General features: G+C 73.9%; 19 protein-coding genes. 16 read left to right on the forward strand and 3 right to left on the reverse strand.

All coding sequences use genetic code 11. The features are described from left to right. The first annotated feature begins 430 nt into the window (after positions 1-430). From WMF28_RS03825 to WMF28_RS03840, 4 genes are all read left to right on the forward strand, one after another. Positions 431-934 (forward strand): hypothetical protein, encoded by a 504-nt coding sequence (locus tag WMF28_RS03825; protein ID WP_437600677.1) that lies wholly within the window; start codon positions 431-433, stop codon positions 932-934. 75 nt (positions 935-1,009) lie between these two features. Further along, complete coding sequence (locus tag WMF28_RS03830) at positions 1,010-2,107, forward strand: pectin acetylesterase-family hydrolase (protein WP_437600678.1); 1,098 nt, start codon at positions 1,010-1,012, stop codon at positions 2,105-2,107. Positions 2,108-2,375: 268 nt separating this feature from the next. After that, the gene (locus WMF28_RS03835; RefSeq protein WP_437600679.1) at positions 2,376-3,068 is read left to right on the forward strand and encodes an ROK family protein; all 693 of its coding nucleotides are present in this window, start codon (positions 2,376-2,378) and stop codon (positions 3,066-3,068) included. Positions 3,069-3,209: 141 nt separating this feature from the next. Further along, a complete protein-coding gene (locus WMF28_RS03840; protein ID WP_437600680.1) occupies positions 3,210-4,499 on the forward strand; it encodes a cytochrome P450 in 1,290 nt (429 codons plus the stop codon). Between the two features lie 54 nt (positions 4,500-4,553). Here the strand turns inward: WMF28_RS03840 and astD are convergent, their stop codons facing one another. Continuing rightward, positions 4,554-6,020 carry a succinylglutamate-semialdehyde dehydrogenase gene (gene astD / locus WMF28_RS03845; protein ID WP_437600681.1) on the reverse strand — a complete coding sequence of 489 codons (1,467 nt, stop codon included), beginning with the start codon at positions 6,018-6,020 and terminating at the stop codon, positions 4,554-4,556. Positions 6,021-6,555: 535 nt separating this feature from the next. On the opposite strand from astD, the gene WMF28_RS03850 reads away from it, so the two are divergent. Both WMF28_RS03850 and WMF28_RS03855 read left to right on the forward strand, forming a co-directional pair. After that, positions 6,556-8,097 carry a hypothetical protein gene (locus WMF28_RS03850; RefSeq protein WP_437600682.1) on the forward strand — a complete coding sequence of 514 codons (1,542 nt, stop codon included), beginning with the start codon at positions 6,556-6,558 and terminating at the stop codon, positions 8,095-8,097. Positions 8,098-8,523: 426 nt separating this feature from the next. Further along, a complete protein-coding gene (locus tag WMF28_RS03855) occupies positions 8,524-9,051 on the forward strand; it encodes a hypothetical protein (RefSeq protein ID WP_437600683.1) in 528 nt (175 codons plus the stop codon). A gap of 166 nt (positions 9,052-9,217) precedes the next feature. Here the strand turns inward: WMF28_RS03855 and WMF28_RS03860 are convergent, their stop codons facing one another. Next, the gene (locus tag WMF28_RS03860; RefSeq protein WP_437600684.1) at positions 9,218-9,592 is read right to left on the reverse strand and encodes a VOC family protein; all 375 of its coding nucleotides are present in this window, start codon (positions 9,590-9,592) and stop codon (positions 9,218-9,220) included. Positions 9,593-9,832: 240 nt separating this feature from the next. Between WMF28_RS03860 and WMF28_RS03865 the strand changes: the two genes are divergently transcribed. From WMF28_RS03865 to WMF28_RS03875, 3 genes are all read left to right on the forward strand, one after another. Continuing rightward, positions 9,833-10,762: a LysR substrate-binding domain-containing protein gene (locus tag WMF28_RS03865; RefSeq protein WP_437600685.1), complete on the forward strand. Its 930-nt coding sequence runs from the start codon at positions 9,833-9,835 to the stop codon at positions 10,760-10,762. 219 nt (positions 10,763-10,981) lie between these two features. Further along, a complete protein-coding gene (locus WMF28_RS03870; RefSeq protein ID WP_437600686.1) occupies positions 10,982-11,713 on the forward strand; it encodes a CPBP family intramembrane glutamic endopeptidase in 732 nt (243 codons plus the stop codon). A 17-nt stretch (positions 11,714-11,730) separates the two neighbouring features. Next, entirely contained in the window at positions 11,731-13,224 is a 1,494-nt protein-coding gene (locus WMF28_RS03875; RefSeq protein ID WP_437600687.1) for a B12-binding domain-containing radical SAM protein, read from the forward strand. A 3-nt stretch (positions 13,225-13,227) separates the two neighbouring features. On the opposite strand, the gene WMF28_RS03880 is transcribed toward WMF28_RS03875, so the two are convergent. Further along, positions 13,228-15,285 (reverse strand): right-handed parallel beta-helix repeat-containing protein, encoded by a 2,058-nt coding sequence (locus WMF28_RS03880; RefSeq protein WP_437600688.1) that lies wholly within the window; start codon positions 15,283-15,285, stop codon positions 13,228-13,230. A 448-nt stretch (positions 15,286-15,733) separates the two neighbouring features. Here WMF28_RS03880 and WMF28_RS03885 point away from each other — a divergent pair, with 448 nt between their 5' ends. From WMF28_RS03885 to WMF28_RS03915, 7 genes are all read left to right on the forward strand, one after another. Then, positions 15,734-16,090, forward strand: coding sequence for a hypothetical protein (locus WMF28_RS03885; RefSeq protein ID WP_437600689.1), 357 nt, complete (start codon positions 15,734-15,736; stop codon positions 16,088-16,090). Positions 16,091-16,178: 88 nt separating this feature from the next. Further along, positions 16,179-17,495 (forward strand): YcaO-like family protein, encoded by a 1,317-nt coding sequence (locus WMF28_RS03890; protein WP_437600690.1) that lies wholly within the window; start codon positions 16,179-16,181, stop codon positions 17,493-17,495. Then, the gene (locus tag WMF28_RS03895) at positions 17,473-18,213 is read left to right on the forward strand and encodes a hypothetical protein (RefSeq protein WP_437600691.1); all 741 of its coding nucleotides are present in this window, start codon (positions 17,473-17,475) and stop codon (positions 18,211-18,213) included. The genes WMF28_RS03890 and WMF28_RS03895 overlap by 23 nt, the downstream gene beginning before the upstream one ends. Next, complete coding sequence (locus tag WMF28_RS03900) at positions 18,210-20,015, forward strand: SagB family peptide dehydrogenase (RefSeq protein WP_437600692.1); 1,806 nt, start codon at positions 18,210-18,212, stop codon at positions 20,013-20,015. The genes WMF28_RS03895 and WMF28_RS03900 overlap by 4 nt, the downstream gene beginning before the upstream one ends. Continuing rightward, positions 20,002-20,799, forward strand: coding sequence for a nitroreductase family protein (locus tag WMF28_RS03905; RefSeq protein ID WP_437600693.1), 798 nt, complete (start codon positions 20,002-20,004; stop codon positions 20,797-20,799). The genes WMF28_RS03900 and WMF28_RS03905 overlap by 14 nt, the downstream gene beginning before the upstream one ends. Further along, on the forward strand, positions 20,796-23,336 hold the full coding sequence (locus WMF28_RS03910) for a lantibiotic dehydratase (RefSeq protein WP_437600694.1): 2,541 nt from the start codon (positions 20,796-20,798) through the stop codon (positions 23,334-23,336). The genes WMF28_RS03905 and WMF28_RS03910 overlap by 4 nt, the downstream gene beginning before the upstream one ends. Continuing rightward, positions 23,333-25,933: a thiopeptide-type bacteriocin biosynthesis protein gene (locus WMF28_RS03915; RefSeq protein ID WP_437600695.1), complete on the forward strand. Its 2,601-nt coding sequence runs from the start codon at positions 23,333-23,335 to the stop codon at positions 25,931-25,933. Before WMF28_RS03910 ends, WMF28_RS03915 begins: the two co-directional genes overlap by 4 nt. Positions 25,934-25,963 lie beyond the last annotated feature (30 nt).

Consider the following 25,963-nt stretch of genomic DNA (forward strand, 5'->3'; position numbering starts at 1 on the left):
TCCTTCTCCCTCATCGACGACCACCCGCGAGACGGCGCGCCGCGTCGCACGCGCCGCCGTGCCCGGAGCGGTGGGGCCGCCCCGTGGTCAGGCGTCCCCCATCGAGCCGCCGCGTCCGGGCGAAGGGCGCCCCTCCAGTGGCCCGCGCGCCGGCACGGGCCGCCGGGGCGCCACGTCCCTGCGCGCTTGGTCGCGGAACGATCCATGCCAGAGGAGCCGGGGAAGGGGAGTGATGTGGGAGCGCGCGGGGCGGCTCCGCCGAGGGCAGGTCTCCACTGGACATGCAGAGTCGACCCCTGCCCGTGGGCGACGAAGGGGGCTGTAGAGTATGGCGAAATGGCCTAATGAGGCATCGAGGGCCGAACCCGTCAGCGACCGGAAGTCACGGCCGCCTGCGGCGAGCACCTCCGCGCGGCGCGCGCTGGAGCTCGTGGCCGTCCGAGGCAAGGACGTGATCGGCGTCCGCCACCTGCTCGCCGAGGGGCGGGCGCACATCGGCGATACGCCCGCGTCCATCGCGCGCGTGCCGTCAGGAGAGCTGGATAGAGCGGCCCCCGTCATCGCGGAGGTGACCGGGGCGCGCTATGTGCTGTACGTACCGCGGCGAACGCGGGCGCGCGTCCACGGCGCCGACGGGCTCGGTCGCCTGCTGACAGGCCCCGCCGACATCGAGCTCCAGGAAGGAGACCGCGCCGTGCTCGTGATCGGCGCGGTCCAGATCCGCGCGCAGATCGTGCCCATCGAGATCATCTCCCGGCTGGGCGCGTCCGGTCTGCGCTGGATCGGCCTCCTCGGCGCCCTCTACCTCGTCGCGCTCGCCATCTGCGCCGTCCTCGCGCCGCGCGACAGTGCGCGCCTCGACGAGGGCTCGATTCGCCGCGTGGTCAGCGCGGCTGCGGCGCAGCTCTGGGCAGAGCAAGCCCCGGCGCCCTAGCGCGCAGCATCCTCCCCCACGGACGTTTCCGGCGGACAGGCCCGCAAGTCGCGGAATGCTATCCTTTCGCCTGTCATGCGACTCAAGGCCCCCGCGTTCCTTCCGTTCCACCTCCCGCTGTGTCTGCTCGCCGTCGCCAGCTGTGGCGGCCCGTCCGCCAAGGACGAAGGCCCGACCAGCCCGCTACGGGCTGGAATCCTGAGCTTGCCGTCCGGCTGGAACACCCTCGAGCCGGGCGGCGAGACGACGTGCGCGCGCGGCGCTCCGTTCAAGTACCTCGTACGCCCGGGCACCGTGAATCGCCTCGTCGTCGAGTTCCGCGGCGGCGGCGCGTGCTGGAGCGCCGCCACCTGCGCCCCTGGAGTAGAACTCTTCCAGGAGACGGTCAGCGAGGATCCCATGACGACCGGGATCTACGATCATGAGAACCCGGACAACCCGTTCAAGGACTGGCACCATGTCTATATTCCCTACTGCACCGGGGATATCCACTGGGGCGACAACGTGGCCACGTACGGAGAGGGGAGCAGCGCCGTCACCGTCCGGCACAAGGGCGCCGTCAATGTCCGCGCCGCGCTCGACTGGGTCTACGCGAACGTCCCCGCCCCCGAGAAGATCTTCGTGACGGGGTGCAGCGCGGGCGCGTATGGGTCGATCATGTGGTCCGCGCACCTGCGGGAGCACTACAAGGACGCGTCCGTGGTCCAGTTCGCCGACAGCGGCGCGGGGATCATCACCGAGGCCTTCTTCGAGGACAGCCTCCCCTCCTGGAAGCCCGAGGGCGTCTACCCGACCTGGATACCCGGCTTCGACCCGGCCGAGCTCGCGAAGCTGTTCGTGCTCTACGAGAAGCTCGGCGCGCATTACCCCGACATGCGCCTGTCGCAGTACAACACGGTCCAGGACGACGATCAGATCTTCTTCTTCAATGCGATGGGCGGCGGCGGCGCGGAGGCGTGGTCGGACGCCATGAGGGCTTCCATCGCCCATATCGAGGCGTCGACGCCGAGCTTCCGCTCGTTCCTCGCCCCCGGCAGCGCTCATTGCATCCTCTGGCGGCCGGAGTTTTACTCCGTCGCGTCGGGCGGAACGCGGCTCGTGCGGTGGCTCGACGCGCTCGTGAACGGCGAGCCGCCGCAGAGCGTCGCCTGCGACAGCTGCGGTTCGCCGTAAGAGGGGACACCCGCGTGGGGTGAGCGCCGCCCTCGACGCGGCGGGCCGGGGCCGCGGCGCCTCCGGGTGCGCTCCGGAGCCGCCGCGGCGGCGCAGGAGCGCGCCGGCCGGGGCCGCGGGAGGCGCCGTGGGCCGCTCGGGCGCGCGCCGTCGAGGCTGCTGTTGACACGCAGCCAGAGCTCTAGATGATGTCCGCCGCGATCGCGGGCGCGCCGACGTGCCCGCGGCAGCCCCGGAGGACGAGCTCCGGGAGGAGACAGAGGGATCCATGCGCACGCTTTGCATCGATATCGGCGGAACGGGGATCAAGGCCACCATCCTCGACGAGCAGGGGACTCCGATGACGGATCCCGTGCGCGTGGCGACGCCGCAGCCGGCCTCGCCGGACCCCATCCTCGACGTCATCGCGGACGTCGCTCGCGCGCAGGGGGAGTTCGATCGCGTCTCGATCGGCTTCCCCGGCGTCGTGATGGACAACGTGACCATGACGGCGCCGCACCTCGACAACGAGAAGTGGAGAGGTTACCCGCTCGCCGAGGCCGTCGAGCGCCGCCTCGGGAGGCCTGTGCGCGTCGCCAACGACGCGGGCATCCAGGGGCTCGCCGTCATCGAGGGCAGGGGGCTCGAGATGGTGCTCACCTTCGGCACGGGGCTCGGCTGCGCCCTGTACATCGACGGCCACTACGTGCCGAACCTCGAGCTCGGGCACCACCCTTACGGAAAGCGCGACCTGAAGTACGAGGACCGCGTGTTCGACGCCGAGTGCAAGCGCATCGGCCCGAAGCGCTGGAACAAGCGCGTGCGCCAGATGATCGCGCAGCTCGAGCCGATCTTCAACTACCGCAAGCTCTACCTCGGCGGCGGCAACGCGCGCCTGCTCGATGTCTCGCGGTTGCCAGAGAACGCCGTCGTCGTCGACAACGTCGCCGGCCTGCTCGGCGGCATCAAGCTCTGGGCCTAGCGCCGCGCGGACGGGCCCGGCTTCGTCGCCCGCGGCGCGCCGGCCGATTGCGGGCGCCGGCGGCTGTGGGCCGCGCCGCTCCCCGCGCGGGCGTGGGCCGCGCCGGTTCCCAAGCGGACGCGACCGGCGTACCCTGGGCCGATGAACTCGCCGGACGCACCGAAGCCCGACGCGACGCCCGCGGCCACTCCAGCGGCGGACGCTGATCTCGACCCGTTTCGCCTTCAATCGCCGGAGACCCTCGCCAACCCGTACCCCGTGTACGCACGGCTGCGCGAGGAAGCGCCCGTGTACTTCAGCGCGGCCTACAACGGCTGGCTCATCACCCGCTACGACCAGGTCGCGGCGGGCTTCCGCGATCCGCGGCTATCGGCGAAGCGCTCCAGCGCCTTCGTGACCAAGCTGCCCGAGGACGTGCGGCAGCGGCTCGAGCCCTTGCGCCGCAACCTGGCGTCGTGGGCCTTGCTGCTCGACCCGCCGGAGCACACGCGCATCCGCTCGCTCATCAACAAGGCGTTCGTCCCGCGGCTCGTCGAGGGGCTGCGCTCCCGGGTGGAGGCGCTGGTCACCGAGCTGCTCGACGCTGTCGCGCCGACAGGGCGGATGGACGTCCTCCGCGACCTCGGCGACCTCCTGCCGCTGCTCGTGATCGGCGAGGTGCTCGGCGTGCCCGCCGAGGATCGGCACCGGCTGAAGGGCTGGTCCAACGCGCTCGGGGGTTTCCTTGGCTCGGGCCGGCCGACGCTCGAGATCGCGGGGAACGCGCTGGCCGCCGTGGCCGAGCTGGAGGACTATTTCCGCGGCGTGATCGCGGTCCGGCGGCAGAGCCCCGGGAGCGATCTGCTCAGCCAGCTCCTGGTGGCGGAGGAGCAGGGCATGATCCTCGGCGAGCAGGAGCTGCTCTCGACGTGCTGCATGTTGCTCTTCGGCGGCCACGAGACGACGAAGAACCTGATCGGCAACGGTCTGCTCGCGCTCCTCCGCAACCCGTCCGAGCGCGAGGCGCTCCGCGCGTCTCCCGCCCTGATCGGCCCCGCGACGGAGGAGCTGCTCCGTTACGACTCTCCGGTGCAGTGGATGAGCCGCGTCGCGCTCGAGGACATCGAGCTCGACGGCGTGCGCATCCCGAAGGGGGATCGCGCGTTTCTGGTGCTCGGCGCGGCGAACCGCGATCCCGCGCAGTTCCCCGATCCTGACCGGCTGGATTTCCGCCGCACGGACATCCGTCACATCTCCTTCGGTCTTGGCGTCCATTACTGTGCCGGCGCCGCGCTGGCCCGGCTGGAGGTCCAGGCCGCGATCGTCACGTTCCTGCGCCGTTTCCCGGACGCCCAGCTCTCCTCCGCCCCGCTGACCTGGCGCCAGACCCCCGGCGTGCGCGGCCTCACCGCCATTCCCGTCGAGCTGGCCGCGCAGAGCTCCGCTTCCTGACGCTCTTCAGCCATCGCAGAGCGCCTCGACCCGCCGGCGCCCGTTGCCCTCTCGTCAGTTGCCCCGCATCCCCGGCGCCAGCTGCGGAGGCAGCGCCACGCTCGCCGCCTCCAGCCCCGCGACCGGATACGCGCAGTAGTCCGCCGCGTAATACGCGCTCGGCCGGTGGTTCCCGCTGCTGCCGATACCGCCGAACGGCGCCGCGCTCGACGCCCCCGTCAGCGGCTTGTTCCAGTTGACGATCCCCGCCCGGGCCTCCCGCCAGAACTGCTGGTAAAGCTCCTTGCGATCCGAGAACAACCCCGCGGCGAGCCCATAACGCGTGCGGTTCGCCAGCGAGATCGCCTCATCGAAGGTCGCGTAGCGCTGCACCTGCAAGAGCGGCCCGAAGAGCTCCTCGTCCGGGAGCTCCTCGACCGCCGTCACGTCGATGATGCCGGGCGAGAGCAGCGCTGTCCCCTCCTCGATCCGGCGCATCTCCAGCAGCGCCTCGCCCCCGAGCGAGAGCAGCCGCGCCTGCGCCCCGAGCAGCTGATCCGCGGCCGCGAGCGAGATCACAGCGCCCATGAAGGGCTGCTCGGCGTCATCGTACCTGCCCACCTTGAGCCGGCCCGCCGCGTCGACAAGGCGCTCCACCAGCGCGTCGCCCTCCGGCGTCGACGGCACGAGCAGCCGCCGCGCGCACGTGCACCGCTGGCCCGCCGAGATGAAGGACGACTGCAGGATATGGTGAATCGCCGCCTCGGTGTTGGCCACGTCCTGCACGATCAGCGGGTTGTTGCCCCCCATCTCCAGGGCGAGGATCTTCTCCGGCTGGCCCGCCAGCTGCCGGTGCAGGGCGCTGCCCGTGCCGGAGCTCCCGGTGAAGAACAGACCGTCGATCCCAGGATGACCCGCGAGCGCGACGCCGGTGCTCTTCCCCCCCTGAACCAGGTTGAGCACCCCGGCCGGGACGCCCGCCTCCTGCCACAGCCGCACGATCGCCTCCGCGACCTTCGGCGCGAGCTCCGAGGGCTTGTAGATCACGCAGTTGCCCGCGATCAGGGCCGGCACGATGTGGCCGTTCGGCAGGTGGCCCGGGAAGTTGTAGGGCCCGAACACCGCGACCACCCCGTGCGGCCGGTGCCGCACCACCGCCGTCGCGTCGCCCGCCTCGGCGTGCCGCTCGCCCGTCCGCTCCCGGAAGGCCATGAGCGACACGTCGACCTTGCCGATCATCGTCTGGACCTCGGTGAGCGCCTCCCACCGCGGCTTGCCTGTCTCGAACCCGATCGCGTCGGCCAGCCGGGCCTTGTGCTCGCCCAGCAGCCCGGCGAACCGCTTCACCCGCGCCGCCCGCTCCTCGACGCCGCCGTCGCGCCACGCCCTGAACGCGCCGCGCGCCGCCCTCACGGCCGCGTCCACCTGTCCCTCCGCCGCGGCGCACCCCTCGAAGACGAGCGCCTGCGTCACGGGGTTCCGGCTCGCGAACGGCTCCCCCGTGCCGGACACCCAGCTGCCGCCGATGAAATGGGTCGACATGATCACCTCTCCACGTCCACGCGCGGGACCCCCGCGACCTCGGCCGTCCGTCTATCCAGCCAGGCTGGCGAGCGTCCACCTTGCCCCGCCAGTGTGCACCGTACCAGAGGCCGGCGCAGCGAGCCCGCGCCCACCCCCGGCGAAACGGCTCGCCAGCGACCCGCCTGCCCCGCCCCCGGCCGGGGCCGCCCGCCGGGCGCCCCGGATCCGCCCCTCCCGGGTGCGACCCCAACAGCGTGGGTGCCGGCTCGATTGGCCCCCGACCCGATGGGGTCCGCTCGCCTGATGAGAATCTCTGAAGGAGGAACTCGATGCACTCTGTGCGCCGGCGCCCGACAGCGCTTGTGGCGAGCTCGCGACATTCACAGGAATGCACGGTGGCGAACAGGTGTGCTGAGCGCTCTCTGGCCATGGAATCACGCTCCGGGCGAACTGAAGCAGGGCGCCCCCGTGGTCCTGTGACACCAAGTCTTGACGGTCCCGTGGCTGGCGTGGAAACGTGGATATGTCAGTTTCTCCGCCGATGCATCACACGGTGGCTATCTCAGACATCCATCTATGTGAGCTCGAGCCGACGGCCGGCCTCTGGATGCGCTACCGGCAGGCGCCGTACTCCCCGGACGGGGAGATCGCGGCGATGCTCGACGCCCTCCGAGGAGAGATACGGAGGGGCGCGGGCGGCCCTGGCGGGCTCAACGGGCTCAACGCGCCGCCGGACGAGCTCACGCTGGTCCTGAACGGCGACATCTTCGACCTGGATGCGCCTCGCGTGCTCGACAACGAGAGCGTGGTCCACGACCTGCCGCGCACCGCCGAGCACGCGGTGCCGGCGATGGAGGCCATCCTGCGCGATCACCCGGTGTTCGTCGCGGCCGTCGGTCGGGTCGTCGCGGACGGGCACACGGTGGTGTTCGTGGCAGGCAACCACGACATCCAGCTCACGCTCCCCGAGGTGCGCGACGCGGTGAAGCGGCGCCTCGTCGAGGCCGCCCTCCACGCGCTCTCCGCCCGCGACGGCGCCCCCCCGGCGAGCGCGGCCCTGGCGCTCCGCGCGGCGCTCGCGGAGCGGGTGCTCTTCCGCGCCTGGTTCCACCGCACCCGGGACGGCGTGATCGTCGAGCACGGCAATCAGTACGACTCGTACTGCTGTTACCGCTACCCGATGGCGCCGTTCGGCCGCAAGCCGGGGGAGATCCAGCCGACCATGGGCTCGCTCGTGAGCCGCCTGCTCGTGTCGCGCATGGGGTACTTCAACCCGCACGTCGACTCCTCGTTCATGCTCTCCGGCCTCGGGTACCTCGCCCACTGGGCGCGGTACTACCTGTTCACGGGCCGGTCCCTCGTGCTCGCGTTCGCCGTGGGCGCGCTGCGCACGATGATCGAGCTCGTGCGCCGGCGCGACCCGTGCCGCCGCGCGCTCCGGCGAGCGGACCTCGGGGCCGCCGCCCGCGAGACGGGCGCGCCGTTCCCCGCGGTGGTGAAGCACGCGCGGCTGTTCGCCCGGCCCGCCGAGGACTGCCTCGGCCGGGTGGCCCGCGAGCTCTGGCTCGATCGGCTCGGGCTCGTGCTCGTCGGGCTCGTCGCGACGCTCGCGTGCCTGTGCTGGATGCCGGCAGGGCTCGCGCCGGCGGTCCTGCTCGCCCCGACGCTCCTCGTCGCCTATGAGCGCGCTATCCCGAAGCCCACGCTCGATGCGGTCTGGCAGGGCGTGAACCAGGCGGCGCGGCGCGTGGCCAGGGCGCACCGCGCGAAGGCCGTGATCTTCGGGCACACCCACAACCCGGAGGGCAGCTGGGAAGACGGGGTGTTCTTCGGGAACACCGGGTCCTGGTCCGCGGCGTTCGAGGACATCGCGTGCACGAAGCCCGTCTTCGAGGCGCGCCCGCTCGTATGGCTGCGCTCCGACGAGGGCGCGCGCCCCGAGGCGCCCCTGTCGGGCGGCCTCGTGATGTGGAAAGACGAGCGCTTCCAGCCCTGGAGCGCCGACGCCAGGCCCTCCCAGCCCCGCAAAGCAGAGATCGCCAAGCGGCCGCGCCCCGCGCTGCGACCTCAGGCGACCGCCGCGCTGCGCAGCTAGCCCCGCTCGTCTCGGACGCGCGTCGGACGCACGCGCCCGCGCGCGCCTGGCGCCCGGCAGCGAGGTCGACAGAGCAGATCGCGAGAATGTCGTCCTCGAGAACGGACGAGAACGGAGGAACGGAGGAACGGAGGAGCGGAGGAGCGGAGGAGCGGAGGAGCGGAGGAGCGGAGGAACGGAGTTCCACCTGCCCGGCGCCGACAGCACGGCGACATCGGTGGAGGGCGATTCCTTCACGCTCTCCAATGACCGAAACGAACGCTGCAATCGCTGAACATCGCGACAGGGCGGCTCGCTGCGCTGGGTGCTCACACTGCAATTTTCATGCAGGGACGCCATGTCGGGCTGAAACCACGTCTCGGCGCCGGCGCTCGGCATGGGAATTCTGCATTGCGAGCGCGAGGCGAGGTGTGATATGCGTCGCCTATGAAGGTTGGGGGAATTCTTTTCAATACCATTGCCCTGGTCCTCGCCTGCGGGTGCGCCTCGTCGTCGCCGCTGTCGCCGTCGCTGCCGGAGAGCGCGGGGGATGGCGCGCGCGCGCCGGGGGACGGCGTACCGTCGGCGGGCGCGCCGGCGCCGGCCGGGGGCGCCGCGACGGCGAGCGCTGCGGGTCCCCGGGGGCGCGTCTATCCCGCCGAGGAGCTGCGCCGGGTGGCCCGGGTCGCGTCCGCGCGCTGCAAGAAGGCGAGTGTGCCCTCGGACTCGGCGTGCCTTCTCAACGAGGCCACGTCGTTCCTGAAATACAGGCCCGAGGACCCGGACTGCCGTTACGTGTCGGGGACCGCGCTGTCCGTCGCCGAGTGCTCCGACTTCGCCGAGGGCTGCCAGAGCGTGGATCCCAAGGATCTCGAGCACCAGCTCACGGCGCTGCAGAACGCCGGCAAGGATTGCAATCGCGAGCCGACCGAGGTCGAGCGGGCCGAGGTGCTGAAGCTCGCGGGCTCGCAGTAAGAGCGCCGAACAGGAACGGGAAGCCGAGCTGGAACGCGACCGTCGCGTAGGTCAGCGCCGTCACAAGCGCCACGCTGCGGTAGAGGCTCTCGCCCGGGCGGCCACCGGGGCTGCCAATGCGGTTGAACGTGGGCAGCAGGCGCGGCTCGACCCGGCGGAGCAGCCGTCAATGCGCGGGCTGCCAGAGCTCGACGGGGTTGCCGGACGGGTCATCGAGCAGGATCTGGGAGCCACCGACTCCGCTCACGATGTCGTTGCGGAACCGGAGTCCGGCCGCGCGGAGCCGGGCTACCTCGGCGGTGAGATCCGCCACTGGCAGCTGGATGCGGCTCCAGCCGCCGGGGACAGGCTGGCGTCCGTCGGGCATCGGCCGCGCGCCGGAGCTCTTCTTCCCGCTGAGCAGGAGCCGCAGGTCGCCGCGGGTGACGGACGCGAACGCGGGGCTGGCGTCGGATTCGAGCGCGAAGCCGAGGTGCGTCGTGTAGAAGGCCATGGCGGCGTCGACATCGTCGACCATGTAACGGACGCTCACCGTGCTCATGGGCTCCAGTCCTCCTCGTGGTGATGTGCTGGGTAAGGGGGTGCAGCTGGACTGCCATGCCAGCCACAGGACCGACGAGGCCCTGAACGCCGACCTCGCGAGGACCGATCTTCTGTTGAAACACATGAATCGCGCGTCCTCCGTTCCTCGGGGGACAAGATACCTGCTCGCGCGCGGAGGACCATGACGAGCTCGGGCAAAGCATTGTCAACCCCAGGTTAACGACCTACCCTCGCCGCCGTGGACCTCTTCTCCGGTGTGATCCCGTTCGTCCGCGTGGCGGAGGCGGGGGGCTTCCGCGCCGCGGCCGCGCGCCTCGGCGTCTCCGCCGCCGCGGTGAGCAAGTCGGTGGCCAAGCTGGAAGCCGAGCTCGGGGTCGTGCTCCTCGAGCGCACGTCGCGCCATGTCGCGCTCACGCCGGAGGGCGCGGTGTTCCTCGAGCGCTGTCGTGCGGCGATGGCGCAGCTCCAGGCGGGGCGCGAGCAGGTCGCCGGCGCGCAGCGGGAGCCGCACGGCATGCTCCGCGTGACGTTGCCGCCGGTGCTCGGTCGCAGCGTCCTGCCGGTCGTCGCGCGGCTGTCGGCGCGTCACCCGCGGCTGTCGATCCGGCTCGTCGTCACCAATCGCCTCCTGCGGCTCGTGGAGGAGGAGATCGATGTCGCGCTGCGCCTGGGGCCGCTCGAGGGCTCATCCCTCATCGCGCGCGCTCTGCGGGCTCCGCGCTGGATCACCGTCGCCGCCCCGGCTTACCTCGCGAGCCGGGGGGCGCCGACCTCGCCGGCTGACCTCGCGCGGCACGAATGCATCAAGTTCGTGCTGCGCGGTAAGGTCGTCGAGTGGAGCTTCCGCGCTGGCCATGGCGCCATCGACGTCGCGACGCCCTCGCGCATCCTGCTCGACCAAGGCGATCTGCTCATCGACGCGGTGGTGCAGGCGGTCGGGGTGGCGCAGGTCCTCGATTTCATGGCCGCGCCACTGCTCGAGGCGGGGCTCCTCGTGGAGGTCCTGGCGCCGTTCGCGACCGACGGGCCACCGTTGCACGCGGTCACGCCGGCGCGCCGGGCGTCTGTCCCCCGCGTGCGCGTCTTCCTTGATGCGCTCGGCGACGCGCTCGGCCGCGGCGGTCATGGCGCTCGGAGCCCGCCGGAGAACGGGGTGCGGAAGGGGTGACGAGCCGCCGGCGCAGCGGTCCCGGTGCCCGTGGACACGCGCCCGTGCACCCGAGCGGGGAGCCGGCCGGGACGACCACCAGGGTGAAGGCGTCATAGCCGCTCGACGGTTGTGCCATGTCGGCTCAATCCGCGCGGCCTCCGCGCACGGCGCTCGCCGGCCGAAAGCGTCCCGCGCCGCCGAGCGCCGCCTGGCACACCCGCTGCTCAGAGAGCCGGCATGGCCACCGACGCTCCGGCAACCGTCGCTCCCGAGGTGCGCGAGCGCACCCTCGAGCTCTCCTGTGGGGCCCCTGCGCGAAAGCTCCGCCGCGAGATCACCTCCTTCATCGCCCTCGCCGCCGCGCTCCTCGTCATGGCGCGCGTGGTCCAGCGAACGGTGACTTCAGGGCTGCCCCCCGCCCTGCACATGGCCTATTCTTGGGGGCTTCTGCTGGTCCTTCTCATCCCCGTGGCGTGGTACGTGCGCCGCCAGTCGCTGCCGCTCTCGCGGATGGGCGTGACCACGGCCGGCCTGCGCCGCAGCGTGACGGAGTCGCTGGTCGTCGCGCTCGGCCTGGCCGCCGCCTGCGCCGCCCTGCGGTTCGGCGCGTGGAGCCGCGGTGAGCCCCTGATCACCTGGGGATCGATCGCCGGTTACGACGCGACCTGGCGGGCGCTCTTCCTGGTCCTCTACGCGCCCCACTGCCTGCTCCAGGAGTTCGTGGCGCGCGGCGTGATCCAGACCTCCCTGGAGCGCTTCCTGCCCCGGTCGGGCCGGGGCGCCCCTCTCGCGCTCACCTCGGCGTTCTTCGGCGTCTACCACCTGCACGTCTCGCTCGGCTTCGCCTTTCTCACCTTCGCCATCGGCCTTCTCTTCGGCGCTCTCTATGCGCGGCACCGCACCCTCTTCGGGGTGACCCTCGCGCACGCCGCTCTGGGCCTCGCGAGCGTCGCTGTCGGCCTGAACTGAACCAGGAGCTCCCCTCGATGCGCATCGCGATCATCTCGACCTACACGCACCCGAGCCGCCTGCACCGCAAGGAGCGCTCGATCATGCAATCCACCGTGCCCGAGCTCCTCGCCGCCCTGTGCCCGCCGGACGCCGAGATCGAGCTCTACAACGAGAAGGAATCGGACGTTCCCCTCGACCGCGATTGGGACCTCGTGTTCTTCTCGTACCTGCACGCCTATTACGAGCACACAAAGGTGCTCTCCACGCTGTTCCGGCGGCGGGGCATGACCACCGTGGCGGGCGGCCGGCACGCGAGCCATTTCCGCGCGGACGCGCTGGAGCATTTCGACGCGGTGGTGGCGGGCGACCCGGAGGCGAACATCCCGGCCCTCATCGCGGACTTCCAGCGGCGCGAGCTCCAGCCCGTCTACGCGCTCCCCCCGGTGCCCCCGGAGCAGATCCCCACGTACCGCTACGATCTGGTCGATTACCGCACAAACCTCGTCCGGATGCCGGGTATCGAGGCGTCGCGCGGCTGCCCCTTCTCCTGCAACTTCTGCGTGCTGACCGGGCACGAGCAGTACCGTTATCGCCCCGTCGACCACGTGATCCGGGACATCCGCGATCGGATGATCTTCAACCAGCGCGTCCCGGGGCTGATCAAGGATACGTTCGCCTTCGTCGACAACAACCTGGGAGGCTCGCCCCGTTACCTGCGGGAGCTCTGCGAGGCGCTGATGCCCCTCAAGAAGATCTGGGGCTGCGCGCTCACCTTCAACGTGCTGCGCGACCCGGAGCTGGTCCGCCTCATGGGGCGCGCGGGGTGCCGCTACGTCTACACCGGGCTGGAGTCGCTGAACCCCGAGTCGATCAGCGCGATGAACAAGGACCAGAACAAGCTGAGCGAGGTCCGCGAGGTCATGCAGCGGGCCTTCGCGAGCGGGATCGTGCTCTCCTTCGGGCTCCTCGTCGGCGCGGACGGGGATACAAATGAGTACTTCGAGCGGCTGCCCGAGTATCTCCACGACCTCGGGGATCATTGCCCGACGTTCCTGGGGATCGTCTGCCCGTACCCGGAGACACCCTTCTTCGCGCAGGTGGCGGCCGAGGGCCGGCTCCTGCCCGGGGTGACCAGCCGGGACCTCGACGGGTACACCCTCTGCCACCGGCCGACCCGGCTGCACCCCTCCGAGGCGATCGAGCATTTTCAGCGCCTGAGCCGCGCGCTGGGGAGCCTGCGGAACGTGGGCCGCCACGTCTGGAACCGGCTGATGGCGAGCGATCTGCCTCGTTACAAGGCGAGCGTCCTGATGTCGGCGCCCGAGGTGATCAGCCTGCGCGGGCCGCTCGTCAACCGCTCGCGCAGCTACATCGCCGGGCGCGACCCGATCGAGGCCTGGGACGAGGCGAGGATGCGAGAGCTCGGCCTCGAGCCGCAGCGCCTCGACGCCTCGTCCTGCCGGGCGGATCCGCGCGGCCTCGCCCGGATCCGGCCCCGGAAAGCGGGCCGCTCCGCGGCGGTCGCGTGAGCCTCAGCCCTCGCTCTCGGGCAGAGGCGGAGGCGGCGGCAGCGCGCGGGGGGGCTCGATGCGCGTCGGCTCCGCCCTGCAGTCGATGGTGCGGCCCTCGCAGCCACAGACGTTCCCGCCCAGATCCTCGTAGACCGCCGGGGAGCGCTCATCGACGTACCTCACGATGTCGAGCGGCTCGCACGTGAAGGTCGTCGACGCGATCTGCACCGTCGCGCCGAAGTTGTAGATGCCAGCCGCGGCGCTCCGCTCGATCACGCTGTCCCGGACGAGGACGTTCGCCTGACCCGTCTCGTTGTTGTAGGCGATGATGCCGCAGCCGTTCGTGCCGTCGCGCGCGCGCCCCAGGGTGTCCGCGATCGTCGTCGACTCGACGGTCGCGTCCGAGTCGCTGAGGAAGAGGCCGCCGTCGTTGTTCCGCTCGATCAGGACGTTGTGCAGGCGCGCGCTCCCGCGCTCGCCGAGGTCTGGCAGCGACTGGACATTGACGCCCCGGCCGAAATCCTGGTTTGACGGCAGCGGCCTCGTGTCGCGCACAACCGTCGAGTCCAGGGCCGCGTCGGCCCCGAAGACGGCGATCCCGGTCCCGTAACTGCCTTCCACCGCGCTGCCGCGCACCCGGACGTTCGCGCGTCGCTGATCGTGCGCGATCTCGATCCCCGCGCCGTAGTCCGGCGCGCCGGGCACGAGCTCCCGCACGAGGAGGCCATCGATCTCGGCGTCGGAGCCGTTGACGACGACCCCCCTCTCGCGGCTCCGCTCGACGAGGACGTGCCGGAGCGCCACGCGGGAGGGGCGCCCGTCGATGCGGCTCGGCTCGGCGTAGAGGCCCATGCCCTGGCCCGGATCATCCTCGGCCGGCCCCGAGCCCGTGTCGCGCACGACCGTCGCCTCGATGGTCGCCTCCGCGCCGATCATCGCGATGGCGGCGGTGTGGTTCCGCTCCAGGACGCTGCCCCGGACCGTGAGCGTCCCCGGATCGAAGTTCCGGATGTGGGTCGCCGTGAGCCCAGCGCCCGGCATGTCCGCCGCGAGCCAGGCGACGTCGCGGACGACGCTGTCCTCGACCACGCCGTCCGCCCCGGAGAACCTGATCCCGAGCCCCCCGACGCGCTCGATGACGACGGATCGCGCCGTCACGCTCGCGCGGCGCTCGAACGACTCGACCTGCACCGCCATCGCATGGCCGTCGAACGGGTGCCCCGGGTCCCCGGTGGCGAGATCGATGTCGCGCAGGACCGTGCCCTCCAGCGTCACGGCGGCGTCCGCCACGACCATGCCCGCGCCCGTTGTGTGCTCCACGAGCGCCCCGCGCACGGTCAGGCTCGTTTCGGACTCCAGGCCTGCGGCGAGGAGGCCGACGTCGCCCGTGTCGTGGATCCAGACCCGCTCGAGCACGACATCGCGCGCGTTCCTCACGCCGAGGCCGATGCCCTGTCCGCGGACAGCGAGGTCGTGGATCTCCGTGGCGCTCGCGCGCCTGTCTACCTGGACGGCGATCCCCCCCGCGGTCGGCCCGACGATCTCGACGCGCGCGGGGCACCGGCCCCAGAGCCGCACGGGCTGCCTCGAGATCAGCAGCTCTTCGACGTAGCTGCCCTCCGCGATCGCGACCAGGGCGCCCTCGGCCGCGTTGTCGATCGCGTCCTGGATCGTCGACCACGGCCTGGCCTCCGTGCCGTCGCTGTCCGCCCCGGCGTAGGCCGCGTCGACGAACTCGGTCGTCTCGTCGATCGGCGCGCCGCCCCACCGGCCCGCCCCGCACGGAGCGACCTCACGCCACGCCGCCTCGCCGGGGACGGCCATCTGACCTGGCGGGCCCGCCTCCTCCGGCAGGACGGGCACGCAGCCCTGCGCTCCGTCGGGCGCGAAGCCGCTCCCGCACCGCCCGGGCGGGACCCCCGCCGGCTCGCAGCCCGCGCCGGTCTCCAGCGCGCCCGGCGGGCACGGGAACGTGGGCGCGGCGCCCGTCCCTGCGCCGTCGTCCGGGTCAGGGGGCTGCGCGCACGCCGCGAGCAGGGTGAACTGCAGGAGAGAGAGGGCGAGCTGCTCTTTGCGCATCGTGTTCCGGTGCCTCGTGGGAACGATACGACGGCTGGCCTCGCGGCGCGCTCCCCCTGGATGGGCGCCCTCGGAGGCATCCGCGCGCATGTTGGGCAAACCCTTGCTCAACATGCGCGCGGATCTGCGCATCGCGGGCCGCTCCGCCGATTGCCGCCCGCGCCCTGGCGGCGATCCGCCGGTCCCGGGCCGCGGTCGTGAGCTCGGGCCCCGCGGCACGCGCGTTGCTTAGCCTCAAGGATAGCGAGCCGCGAGCTTCGGGGCTGGAGCGGCGCCGGAAGGCACGCTCGTTGTCCGGCTCGACGATCATGGGGTGTCACAGGCGACATGCCGCCCTGGACCTCAAGGACTCTTCGGAGCGAATCCGAGAGGGCGCGCGCGGCCGTTCGCGAATCATCGGGAGCGACCGCGCCCGTCGCTACGTAGTCACCGTCTGAAGGAGATTGTCATGTTGAATATCCAGAACACCGAGTCGATGTTCGAGGTGCAGACGACCGCCGGCGCGTCCGACGTCGTCGACACGAAGGCCGGCGTGCAGCGTCTCGAGCTCACCCTCAAGAAGATCAGCGAGAAGAGCAACGAGACGCTGCGGGACGTCCCCATAAGCTCCGCCTGTACGAGCGGGTGCTTCTCCTCGGTCAGCTCGATCGGCGTCTCGTCGAACTCGTCCTTCGACAGCCTCGACGAGGGGCAGCTCGAGAGCGTCATTCGCATGCACGACAAGGCGCTCGACGTCATGGGCCAGGACGCCCTCGTCTCGGCCGCGATCGCCAAGGGCGTCGAGCTCGGCGCCGACAAGAAGTGAACCCGTAGGCGCGCCCTGGGCGGCCCGGACGTGCGTCGCGCGTCCGGGCTCCTGGGGCGCCGCCTGCCCCGTTCAAGGAGTCGCCGCCATGTCGGAGATCTCGCTCATCGATCGCCTCGCGCCGCTCATCGACGAGCGCTGCGGGATCATCCGCCGTGTCCGGCGGTTCATTTTTCCCCCCGGCTTCGAGGGGCAGATGCACGGCTTCACCGCGTTCCTCGGCAGGCCCCCGGCGCTCCACCCGGGCCCGTCCCACGTGGGCTCGAAGCTTGGGTCGCTCACCGGCTCCGGCACGGCCGTCGACGAGACCACGGCCCAGATCCGGGCCGTCTGCGAGGCCCTCGAGCGCTACTGCGGCGTCATGTACCCGACCGAGGGGGTGCTGCGCGCGACGCCGCGCTCGCTCGGCGATCGCGCGCTCGACCCCGCGCGGCTGCCGCGCTGCTCGGCGCGCGAGCGGGCCCGCGCGCCGTCGACCTTCCGCCTGCGCGAGCCCGATCCGGATCGCGACGAGCTCTGGGTGCGCGGCTTCTCGCTCACCCACGGGCGCCCGATCTGGGTGCCGCTCACGGCGACGTACATGGGGTTGCCGCTGCCGATCCGCGAGCACGCGCTCTTCCCGCTCTCGACGGGGTTCGCGGCGGGCGCGAGCTTCGGGCAGGCGATCCTCTCCGGCGTGTGCGAGGTGATCGAGCGCGACAGCCTCGCGCTGTTCTGGCTGCACCAGCTCCGGACGCCGCGCATCGCGCCCGGGAGCGCGCGGAGCCCGCTCGTCGCGGCGCTCCTCCGCGGCGCCGAGGCCGCGGGCACGGAGACGACGCTCCTCGATCTCACGACCGACGTCGGCGTCCCCGTGATCGGCGCCGTGCAGACGTGCGCGCACAGCGCGCCGCACGCGATCGCGATGGCGGCCTGCCGCCCCGACGGCGAGGCCGCGGCGGCGCGCGTCCTCGAAGAGGTGGGGAGCCTGCGGGTGGCGCTGACCGAGCCCGCTCCGCCGGTCACCCGGGCGTCGTTCTTCACCGACGCCGATCAGACACCCGAGTCGTTCGGGCGCCTCTACGCGGGACCCGACGGGCCGGCGCGGTTCGCGTTCGCCACGCGCGAGGCGCCGCTCGCGACCGCCTTCCCCCGGCCGATCGAGGGCGCCGACCCGCTCGCGGCGATCGTCGCGCGGCTCGCCGCGCTCGGCATGGAGGTGGTCGCCGTCGACGTGACGATGCCCGAGGTCCGCGACTTCGGGATCGTCGTCGTGAAGGTGATCGTGCCCGAGCTCCTGCCCATCAGCTTCACCCACCACGCGCGGTACCTCGCCCACCCCCGCCTGTACGACGCGCCGCAGAGGCTCGGGTACGGCGCTCGCACAGAGGAGTCGATCACCGATGATCCGATCCCGTTCGCCTGAGGAGACCCCGGCCTCGGAGCGCGCCGCCGGCGCGCCCGCGGTGCACGTCATCCGTGACGGAAAGCTCGGCGCCCGCTGCGCGGAGCTCCTGACCGGCGCGGGGGCGCGGGTCACGACGTCGGCGCTGGGCACGGGCGTGCCGGAAGCGCCGCCCGACGCGGTGATCGTCCTCGCGACCGATCGTCCCCGGCCCGCGGAAGCGCTCGCGCTCGACGCGGCGGCGTTCGCGGCGCGGGTCGCCTGGACGTCGGGCACGTGGCTCGCGCACGAGCTCCGGATCGGGCCGTCGATCGTCCCCGGCCGCACGCCGTGCTTCGCCTGCTTCTCGCGGCGCGTGCGCTCGGTCGCGCTGGACCTCGAGGCGCACGACGCCCTCGAGGCGCTCGGGGCCTCGGGCGACCTTCGCCCCTGGTTCCAGGGCGAGCTCGCGGCCGTCACCGAGCAGGCCGCGGCGCTGCTCGCCGCGGAGGCGCTCGCGCTCTTCGAGGCGCGCGGCGCGCCGGAGCCGCCCCGCGCTGGAGCGGCGCGCATGGGGCGCTTCTGGGAGTGTGACGTCACGTCGGGCGGGCTCCGCGCGCGGCGCTTCGCCCGGGTCGGGCTGTGCGGGCGGTGCGCCGCCGGCGAGCACGCGGCGGGGCGCGGGGCGTCGCTCGCGGGCTACTTCGCCGAGCACCCGCTCGAGCTCGCCGGATCGTCCGGCGTGGGAGGTGAGCGATGAGCCCGCCCGACGATGCCTACGAGGCCCGCGATCTCAGCCGCTTCGCCGAGCTTTACTGGGAGCTTCGCTGCCCGGAGCGCCCGCGCTTCGTCGAGGATCTCCTCCGCGCGGCGCTCCCGGGCGGAGATCTCTACATCGTCGGCGGCGAGGCGCAGATCATCCAGGGCGCGTCGCTCCCGTGGGTGATGGAGAACCTCGTGCCGCTGCTCGACGGGACGCGCACCGTCGGCGACGTCGAGGCCGCGTTTCCGGGCATCGCCGCCTCCGACCTGCGGGACGCGATCCACCTGATGCACATGCACGGCATGCTCGAGGAGGGCGAGGGCGCCGCGGCCGACGAGGCCGAGGAGCCGCGCCGGGCGCAGCGCGTGTTCTTCAGCAGGTACCTCCGCCGGACCGGGCGCAACCGCAGCCGGGGGGAAGCGCAGCGGGCGCTCGAACGCGCGCGCGTGCGCGCGCTGGCGGACGAGGACGAGCCGCTCGCGGGGATGCTCGTGACGATGCTCCGCGAGGCGGGCGTCGCCGACGTCCGGCTCGCCGCGGGCGCCGGGGAGCTCGCGCGGGGCGAGGTCGATCTGGCCGTGGCGATCGGCGACCAGGAGGCGCTCGAGGCGGCGGCGCGCGCGTGCATCGCGGCGCGCGTCCCGATGCTCGCGGCGAACCCCGGCACGTGGATGATCGGGCCGCTCACGATCCCCGGGGCGTCCGCGTGCCCGGCGTGCGTCCGGCTCCAGATCGCCGCCGCCGCGGCGGATCCGGCGCTCGAGGACGCCGCGCAGCGCGCGCTCTGGGGGCGCGCGCTCGCGAGCCGGGTCGCGCAGCACGTGATCTTCCACGCGAGCGGGCTCCTCGCGGTGGCCCCGCTGGAGCACGTCGAGGTGTGGCGGCCCGGCGCCGGCGAGACGGCGCTCCACCCCTTCATGACCAGGCTGCCCAGCTGCCCGGTCTGCGGCGGCGACGCGCCGCCGCGGACGGCGACGCTCCCGTCCGGCCACGCGGAGAGCCTCGCGCGGATGTTCCACAACACGACGGTCGTCCAGCCGTGGCACATCGGCCAGCACGCGGGGATGCAGGTGCACATCAGCCCGGAGGTGCGCAAGCTGCAGAGCGCGCCGGCCGCGCCGTCGCCGCGGCGGCCTCCGGAGGGCGCCGGCACCCAGGTCGCCACGCTGCTCGGCGCGGCGTTCGGCGCGCCCGCGGGGGTCGCGCTGTCGCGCCGGCGCGACGCGACGGGGACGCTCGACGCGGGAGCGCTCGGCGCGCTGCTCGAGCTGAGCTTCGGCGGGCGCGTCGAGCGCCGCGCCGAGGGCGAGGCCCACGTGCGTCGCGCCACCGCGTCGGCCGGGAACCTTGGCTCGGCGGAGGCGTACGTCGCGGTGGCGCGGGTCCCCGGGATCGCGGCGGGCGTCCACCGGTTCGAGCTCGCCGCGCGAGAGCTCACGCCGCTCCGCGGCGGCGTGGCCGCGGGCGCCCTCGGGCGCGCCGCGCTCGAGGGCGGGAGCGCCGAGCACGCCGCGGCCGTGGAGTCCGCGGGCGCCGTGATCGTCGTCGTCGGCTCGGTCGCGCGGGCGTGCTCCAAGTACTACGCGCGCGGGTACACCTACGCGCTGCTCGACGCCGGGCTGATGGCCCACCGCGTGGAGCTCCTCGCCCAGGAGCTCGGCCTCGCGGCGACGACGGTCTGGGCGTTCGACGACGAGGTCGTCGCCCGCGTGGTCGGCGTCGACGGCATCGATCTCGCTCCGCATCTCCTCATCGCGCTCAGGGGCGCAGCCACGGAGGCTCGCGATGTCTCTCGCTGAACACAGGATCTCGTCCACGCTCGCCGCGGCGACCCAGCCCCTGCGGGGGGTCGCGGAGCTCGCCCTCGCGAGCCGCTACCCCGAGACGCGGCCGTCGCCGGAGCCGGTGCTGCCCGCGCCGCCGCCGCTGCCCGCGCCGCCGCCGCTGCCCGGGGACGCGGAGCGCGCCCTCTCGCTGCCCGCGCCGCGCGCGCTCGAGTCGGTCCAGCGCTCGCTCGCGTCGGTCATCGCCGCGCGGCGGAGCGGGAGGCTCTCGACGGGAGCCCTCGACGCGACGACGCTCGGGACGCTGCTCGCGGCCGCCGCGGCGCGGCCGGCGGGGCTCGCGGACCCGACGCTCGATCCGCTGCTGTTTCCGGTGGTCTTCGACGTCGACGGTGTCCCGCCCGGCGCGCACCGGTACGACCGCGGCGAGCATCGCCTCGCGCCGATCGGCCCGGCGCCGCGCGCGCGGATGGCCGAGACCGCGATCCTGCAGCACGAGCACGCCACGGGCGCGGCGGTGCTGTTCCTTGTGGTCCCGATCGGGCGGTGGCTCGTGGCGTTCGGCGATCGCGGCTACCGGGGCGCGGCGTTCGCGGCGGGGTGGCTCACCGACCGCCTTTACCTCGTCGCCGAGACGCTCGGGCTCACCTACACGGCGACCGGGGGCTTCGCCCCCGCGGTCGTCGACGAGGTCCTCGGGCTCGACGGCCGCGATCATACGGCGTTCTTCGCGTTCGCGGTCGGAGGGCACCGCCACCCGACGTCCCGAGAGGTGCCTCGCGGAGGGCAGCCGCGATGAGCCGCGGGCTCCAGATCGCGCCGTGGGGCGCGCTGCGCGTCGCGGGGATGCCGGCCGACGCGCTCGCCGGGCTCCGCCTCCGCGAGAGCCCCGCGGTCGAGCGCGAGCTCGCCGCGGCCGAGCTCGAGCTCGCGGCCGCGCGGGCGGAGGCGGCGGCGACCCTGTTCGACGTCGTGCACCGGTGCGAGGACGAGGCGCTGCGCCGCGCGGCGCTCGAGGCGAAGCGGCGGCTGTTCAACGGAAAAGCCGTGGCGGCCGGCGCGCTCGAGGGCGCGAGGACCGCGCCGCCGGAAGGGGCGCGCGCCGCGCTCGCGCTCGTCGGCGCGCGCGCGGCCCGGTGCGCCGCGCTGGAGGAGCGCTACGAGGCGACGTTCGCCGCGGAGTGGATCGCCGCGTCGGAGCGCTTCCGGCAGGCGCTCGGGAGCTCGCGCCTGCTCGGGGGGATCCTGCTCTCGAGCGCCGACCACTTTACCACGGCGAAGAAGCTCGCGGAGATCCCGGGCGGCGCGCCGCTCACCTCGGCGCAGCAGATCCGCGAGGCCACCATCGCGCGCTACGTCTTCCGCGCGACGGCGCGGACGACGCCGTTCGCGGGCTTCGCGGGCGTCGCGCTGCTCGACCTCTCCGCGTCGCCCGCAGGCGCCAGCGACGCGCCGCGCGCGCCCGGGGAGGCGCGGTGGCGCAGCCTCCCGCAGCTCGCGCTCGCGCGCGCCGGGGAGCTCGTCGCGCGCGCGATGTCTTCTGATCCGGCGGCTCACGCCCACGCGCGCGCGCGCCTGCCGCTCCGGATGAACCCGCTCCGGCGCTTCGCCGCGGGTGCCGCGCCGTCGGTCGTGTTCTCGCGCGCCGGATCGGGCGAGCTGATGTCGCTCGGGTGGACCCCCGCCGTCGCCCGCCTCGTCGAGGGCGCCGAGGGGCGCACGCTCGAGGACGCCGCCCGGGCGCTCGCGTCGGACGACGCCGACGAGCGAGCGTGCCGCGACGTCCTCGAGCAGCTCATCGAGGCGGGCATGCTCGAGCCGGCGAGCGTCCCGATGGGGCCGACCCCCGCGGCGCTGTGCGCCGCAGCGGACGCCCTGGGCGAGATCGGGTGCGCGGGCGCTCCGGACGAGCTCCGCTCGGTCGCGCGGCGCCTCGAGGGCTACGCGACCGCCGACGTCGAGGCGCGCGCGCGCCTCGCCGCCGAGCTCGGCCGCGGCCGCGGGCGCTCGTCCGTGCTCGAGGACGTCATGGTGGACGGCGCCTTCGGCGCGGAGCTCCCCGTTCCATGCGGGGCGCTCGCCGCGGCGCTCGAGCCGGTCGTGCGCTTCGTGCGCGCGAGCGCCTGCGGGGCCGCGCACCGCCGCCTCTGCGCCGCCTTCGTCGAGCGGTTCGGTCGTGACGGCGTGTGCGACGACGTCGGCGGCTTCGTGACCGAGATCCTCGAGGATCCGCGGCGCGTCGCGCGCATCCGCGGCGCGTCCGAGCCGATCCGCTGGATTGACGCGGAGCTCGGCCGCGTCGCCGCCGCGGCGACGGGCGACGTCGTGCGCCTCGATCCAGGGCTCTTCGAGGGGCTCGCCGCCCCGGACGCGCCGTCGTCGATGGCGCTCTTCCTCCAGATCGCGCCTCCCTGCCCGCGCGACGGCGGCGAGCCGCGCGTCGTGCTCAACGGCGCGCAGGCCGGGCGCGCGAAGTACCTGTCGCGCTACCTCGCGGACGCCGCGGGGCGCGCCCCCGAGGCCCTCGAGGCGATCCGCCGCCGCCTGGCGCAGGAGGACGGTCCGCTCCCCGTCGAGCTCTCGCCCACGCTCGGCCTCAACTTCCAGGTGCACCCGCGCCTCACGGCGTGGTCGCTCGAGCTCCCGTGGGAGCCGAGCGCGCCCGGCGACAAGGTCCTGCCGCTCCGCGATCTCTCCCTCCGCTTCGACGCGGCGGCGGTCGAGCTCCGGCTCGGATCGCGGCGCCTCGGCCGCGAGATCGAGCCGATCCACCTCGGCTTCCTGCGGGACGCCGCGCTCCCCGATCCGCACTTCCTGCTCCGCGCGCTCTCGCCGCGGCTCCGCGACGACACGGTGGCGGAGCGGGCGGACCTCTACAACGTGCTCGATCGCCTCGACCTCGCCCGGGGCGCCGCGCTCGCCCCGCGGCGCCCGCGCCTCACGGTCGGCCGCGTCGTGGTGGAGCGCGCGCGGTGGGCGATCCCGGTGAGCGCGGTCCCGCGCAAGGAGCCGAAGCAGCCGTACGCGTCGTACTTCCGCGCGATCGCGCGCCTGCGGCGCGAGCGCGAGATCCCGAGCCGGGGGTTCGCCCGGTACGTCGGGCAGGACGCGGCCGGCTGCGGCTTCACGGAGACGAACCTGTACGTCGACTGGGAGAGCCCGTTCACGCTGATCGGGCTGGCTCGCCTGCTCGGCGCTCCCGGCGACGGGAGGCGCGGGTACCTCGTCTTCACCGAGCTCCTGCCGGAGCCCGAGGCGTCGTGGCTCTGCCTCGGCGGGAGGCCGCACGCGGCGGAGCTGCTTGTCGAGATCGACGGCGAGAGGAGCGCGCGATGAGCTGGATCTATCGGAAATTGTTCCACAATCGTGGCTCCGAGGGCGAGGGGACGGACGCGCTCCTCCTCGGCCTCATCGATCCGCTCGTGTCCGGGCTCGAGAAGAGCGGCGCGATCGATCGCTTCTTCTTTCTCCGGTACGCCGAGGGAGGGGACCACCTGCGGCTGCGCGTGCGCGTGGCGCCCGGGCGCGACCCCGAAGGCGTGGCGGCGCGCGTGGACGCCGCGGCGGCGTGCTGCGCCGCCGTGTCGCGCACGGAGGCCGCCGCGTACGAGCCGGAGCTCGAGAAGCACGGAGGACCCGTGGGGATGGAGATCGCGGAGCGGCAGTTCTTCGCGTCGAGCCGGTTCGCGCTCGGCTGCATCCGGAAGACGGCGGGGCGACCGCGGGCGCGCGCCCTCGTCGCGGCGTGCGCGCTCGACGCGTCGCTCGCGCGCGCGGGCGTCGCGGGCGACGCGCGGCGGTCGTTCCTGGCGGCGTACGCGCGGCACTGGCGCACGTTCGCCCGCGCGATCTCGGGCGTGGAGCTCGTCTGCGCTGCGCCGGACGTCGCGTCGGTCGCGCTGGTGCGCGCGCTCATGCGGGGAGAGGGGCTCGCCGCGCTCGGCGAGCTCGTCGACGACGAGCGCGCGCTCCTGGCCGCGTTCGACGCGGATCTGCCCGAGCTCGCCGAGGCGTCGCGGCGCGGAGCGCTCGGCGCGCCGCTCGCGACCGTCATGACCAACCTCGCCCACACGTTCCACAACCGCCTCGGGCTCACGCTCGCCTTCGAGGTGTGGGTGGCCGACGCGCTCGCCGAGGCAGGCGCCCCGCACGAACCGCCGCGGGCTCGCCCGCCGAGCGTCTCGCCGGGCGAGGCGTGGCGGCGCCTCGCCCGCGCGGCCGAGCAGCGCCGGCCCGTCACCGCGCTCCTCGACCCCGGCGAAGGCGCCGCGCTCGACGCGCTCCGCGACGCCGCCCGCCGCGACGGCCTCCGGCTCATCGCGCCCGCCGCGCCCGCCGGCGGGATGCCCGCGCCGTTCGCGCTGCTGCGCGCCCTCGCGGACGCCCACCCGGCGGGCAGCGCCCTCCTCGCCGCCCTCGGCCGCATCGAGGCCGCGCACGACGCGCCGGAGTGCCCGCTGCCGCCCGACCCGTCCTCCGTGGCCGAGGCGCTCCGCGCCTTCCTCGCGGCGCACACGCTCGAGCCAACGGTGCTCGTCCTCCGCGGCGTCGACGGCGCCGACGCCGACACGCAGCACGCCGTCGCGTTCCTCGCGCGCGCCCTGGAGACGGAGCCGCTCTCCCTCGTCCTCGCCGCGAGCGGGCGCCCGAGCCCCGGGTGGGCCGCGATCGTGGCCGAGATCGAGGACGGGCCGGGGCTCCTCCGCGTCGCGACCGCGCCCGGAGGCGAAGTGGCCGCTCCCGCGGTGACGCCGGGGCCCGCGACGGTCGCGCGGGGCGAAGCGTTCTGCCGCGCCGGCGCGCTGCACGAGGCCGCCGCGATCCTCGGCGACGCCCTGGCGTCCCCCGGCCTCACGCCCGCGGCGCGGGCCGACGCGCTCGTCGCGCTCGCGAGGACGATGCTCCGCATGTCGCGCCCCGCCCTCGCGCGGCAGGCGGCGGAGGCGGCGCTCCGCCTCGGCCTCCCGGAGCGCCGCCGCGCGCTCGCGCGGCGCGTCCGGATGGCCGCGCTCCACAACCTGGGCGAGACCGTCGCGCTCGACGCGCTCCGGGACGAGGTCGCCCGGGACGCCCTGTCCGGCGCGTCCGCCGCGGAGCGCTGCTGGGCGGAGCTCGACGCCGCGCTCGCGAGCGCCGCCGACGAGCGCCGCGCCGAGCACGAGGCGCGGCTCGACGCCCTGCTCGCCGCGCCGCGCGGCGACGCGCCGCCGCAGTGCCTCGCCGCCGCGCACGCGTGGCGCGGCGCCGCGCACGCGGCCCGCGGCGAGCTCGAGCGCGGCCTCGCGCACCAGCGCCGGGCGCTCGCCTTCGCCGAGGAGCTCGCCGATTTCCGCCGCGCCCTCATGGTGCGCGTGCGCCTCGCGAGCAGCGTCGCGGCCGCGGGCGAGCTCGCCGAAGCGGCGGCGCTCTTCGAGCTCGCGGCCTGCCACGCGGCGTGGATCGGCCTCTTCGACCTCGCGTCGCTCGCCGCGCAGAGCGCGATCTCGCTCGGCCTCGCGCGCCGCGACGCCGCCCCGGTCCGCGCGTGGCTCGACGACGCGCGGCCCGCGCGCGCCCGCGTGTGGCGCTCGCCCTACGGCGAGCTCGCCGTGCTCTACGCGCGCGCCGAGGCGGCCCTCGCGCGGGGCGAGGCCGGGGCGGCGGGGGCGCACCTCGATCGCCTGCGCGCGCGCCTCGCCGCGCTCGGGCGCGCCGCCCCGCGGAGCGCGCCGCTGCTCGCGCTCGCCGCGGCGCACCTCGAGGCCGACGTCGCCGCCTCTGCGGGGGACGACGCCGGCAGGGCGGCCGCGCTCGGGCGCGCCGCCGAGCTCACCGCGGGCGTGCCGCCGGAGGAGCGACGGCTCGTCGCGGCCCTCGCCCGCGCGCGGCGCGACGCGGGTCGCGGTGACGGCCGCCGCGACCGGCCGGCGGCCCTCGGTTTGCAAAGCACCTGAACGAACTCGAGTCGCGCCCGCCGCGGGCGC

This window comes from Sorangium sp. So ce590, from assembly GCF_051521365.1.
Classification (GTDB): Bacteria; Myxococcota_A; Polyangia; order Polyangiales; family Polyangiaceae; genus Sorangium.

What these genes read in the sequence shown, in the direction of transcription:
- WMF28_RS03900 (WP_437600692.1), top strand. Translation starts at nt 18,210, where the DNA reads ATGAGCCCGCCCGACGATGCCTACGAGGCCCGCGATCTCAGCCGCTTC.
- WMF28_RS03835 (WP_437600679.1), top strand. Translation starts at nt 2,376, where the DNA reads ATGCGCACGCTTTGCATCGATATCGGCGGAACGGGGATCAAGGCCACC.
- WMF28_RS03915 (WP_437600695.1), top strand. Translation starts at nt 23,333, where the DNA reads ATGAGCTGGATCTATCGGAAATTGTTCCACAATCGTGGCTCCGAGGGC.
- WMF28_RS03905 (WP_437600693.1), top strand. Translation starts at nt 20,002, where the DNA reads ATGTCTCTCGCTGAACACAGGATCTCGTCCACGCTCGCCGCGGCGACC.
- WMF28_RS03870 (WP_437600686.1), top strand. Translation starts at nt 10,982, where the DNA reads ATGGCCACCGACGCTCCGGCAACCGTCGCTCCCGAGGTGCGCGAGCGC.
- WMF28_RS03875 (WP_437600687.1), top strand. Translation starts at nt 11,731, where the DNA reads ATGCGCATCGCGATCATCTCGACCTACACGCACCCGAGCCGCCTGCAC.
- WMF28_RS03840 (WP_437600680.1), top strand. Translation starts at nt 3,210, where the DNA reads ATGAACTCGCCGGACGCACCGAAGCCCGACGCGACGCCCGCGGCCACT.
- WMF28_RS03830 (WP_437600678.1), top strand. Translation starts at nt 1,010, where the DNA reads ATGCGACTCAAGGCCCCCGCGTTCCTTCCGTTCCACCTCCCGCTGTGT.
- astD (WP_437600681.1), bottom strand. Translation starts at nt 6,020, where the DNA reads ATGTCGACCCATTTCATCGGCGGCAGCTGGGTGTCCGGCACGGGGGAG.
- WMF28_RS03855 (WP_437600683.1), top strand. Translation starts at nt 8,524, where the DNA reads ATGAAGGTTGGGGGAATTCTTTTCAATACCATTGCCCTGGTCCTCGCC.
- WMF28_RS03895 (WP_437600691.1), top strand. Translation starts at nt 17,473, where the DNA reads ATGATCCGATCCCGTTCGCCTGAGGAGACCCCGGCCTCGGAGCGCGCC.
- WMF28_RS03910 (WP_437600694.1), top strand. Translation starts at nt 20,796, where the DNA reads ATGAGCCGCGGGCTCCAGATCGCGCCGTGGGGCGCGCTGCGCGTCGCG.
- WMF28_RS03860 (WP_437600684.1), bottom strand. Translation starts at nt 9,592, where the DNA reads ATGAGCACGGTGAGCGTCCGTTACATGGTCGACGATGTCGACGCCGCC.
- WMF28_RS03880 (WP_437600688.1), bottom strand. Translation starts at nt 15,285, where the DNA reads ATGCGCAAAGAGCAGCTCGCCCTCTCTCTCCTGCAGTTCACCCTGCTC.
- WMF28_RS03885 (WP_437600689.1), top strand. Translation starts at nt 15,734, where the DNA reads ATGTTGAATATCCAGAACACCGAGTCGATGTTCGAGGTGCAGACGACC.
- WMF28_RS03890 (WP_437600690.1), top strand. Translation starts at nt 16,179, where the DNA reads ATGTCGGAGATCTCGCTCATCGATCGCCTCGCGCCGCTCATCGACGAG.